This window comes from Limosilactobacillus ingluviei DSM 15946, assembly GCF_001435775.1.
In the GTDB taxonomy this organism is placed as follows: domain Bacteria; phylum Bacillota; class Bacilli; order Lactobacillales; family Lactobacillaceae; genus Limosilactobacillus; species Limosilactobacillus ingluviei.
The window spans coordinates 1-1,592 of the sequence record NZ_AZFK01000019.1 but is presented as its reverse complement, the minus strand read 5'-3'; the positions used below and the strand labels follow the sequence as shown (position 1 = coordinate 1,592).

1 rRNA gene is annotated in these 1,592 nt (G+C 49.6%); it reads right to left on the bottom strand.

What is annotated here, in order from left to right:
• Positions 1-1,464 (bottom strand): 23S ribosomal RNA (locus FC43_RS03575); the annotation flags it as partial.
• Positions 1,465-1,592: the final 128 nt, after the last annotated feature.

Here is a 1,592-nt window from a genome sequence, read left to right as displayed (position 1 = left end):
TTCAAACGCAACTAACTAGTACAGGAATCTCAACCTGTTATCCATCGACTACGCCTCTCGGCCTCGCCTTAGGTCCCGACTAACCCTGGGAGGACGAGCCTTCCCCAGGAAACCTTAGTCATTCGGTGGACAGGATTCTCACCTGTCTTTCGCTACTCATACCGGCATTCTCACTTCTAAGCGCTCCACCAGTCCTCACGGTCTGACTTCGTCGCCCTTAGAACGCTCTCCTATCACTCGGCCGTAGGCCGAATCCACAGTTTCGGTAATATGCTTAGCCCCGGTACATTTTCGGCGCAGAATCACTCGACTAGTGAGCTATTACGCACTCTTTAAATGATGGCTGCTTCTGAGCCAACATCCTAGTTGTCTATGCAACTCCACATCCTTTTCCACTTAGCATATATTTAGGGACCTTAACTGGTGATCTGGGCTGTTCCCCTTTCGACGATGGATCTTATCACTCACCGTCTGACTCCCGGACATGAATCGATGGCATTCGGAGTTTATCTGAAGTCGGTAACCCATGACGGGCCCCTAGTCCAAACAGTGCTCTACCTCCAAGATTCTTAATTCCGAGGCTCCCCCTAAAGAGATTTCGGAGAGAACCAGCTATCTCCAAGTTCGTTTGGAATTTCACCGCTACCCACACCTCATCCCAGCCTTTTTCAACAGACACGGGTTCGGACCTCCAGTGCGTTTTACCGCACCTTCATCCTGGACATGGGTAGGTCACCTGGTTTCGGGTACATAACTACGTACTTCGTACGCCCATTTCAGACTCGCTTTCGCTGCGGCTCCGGTTTTTCCACCTTAACCTTGCACGTAATCATGACTCGCCGGTTCATTCTGCAAGAGGCACGCCGTCACCCATTAACGGGCTCCGACAGCTTGTAGGCACATGGTTTCAGGAACTCTTTCACTCCCCTCCCGGGGTGCTTTTCACCTTTCCCTCACGGTACTGGTTCACTATCGGTCACTAGGGAGTATTTAGCCTTGCGAGATGGTCCTCGCGGATTCCGACGGGGTTTCACGTGTCCCGCCGTACTCAGGATCCTGAACTGAGGGGGTAAGGTTTCGTCTACTGGACTATCACCATCTCTGGTACAGCTTCCCAGCTGTTTCGACTACCTTGCCCTTTGGTAACTCAAATGTTCAGTCCTACAACCCCAAGAAGCAAGCTTCTTGGTTTGGGCTCTTTCCGTTTCGCTCGCCGCTACTCAGGAAATCGATGTTTCTTTCTCTTCCTGCAGCTACTAAGATGTTTCAGTTCACTGCGTCTACCGCTTGCTGGCTATAGATTCACCAGCCAAGCAATCATCGACTAAGATGATTAGGTTTCCCCATTCGGAAATCTCCGGATCAAAGCGTACTTACCGCTCCCCGAAGCATATCGGTGTTAGTCCCGTCCTTCATCGGCTCCTAGTACCAAGGCATTCACCATGCGCCCTTTCTAACTTAACCTGGTTGATCGTCGATCAACCGAAGTTATTGAGATAGCGATTATAATTCGTTAAAAACTCAAATAACGCGGTGTTCTCGGTTTTCTTGATTATTTAGAAAAGATATTATTTAGTTTTCAAAGTACAAGC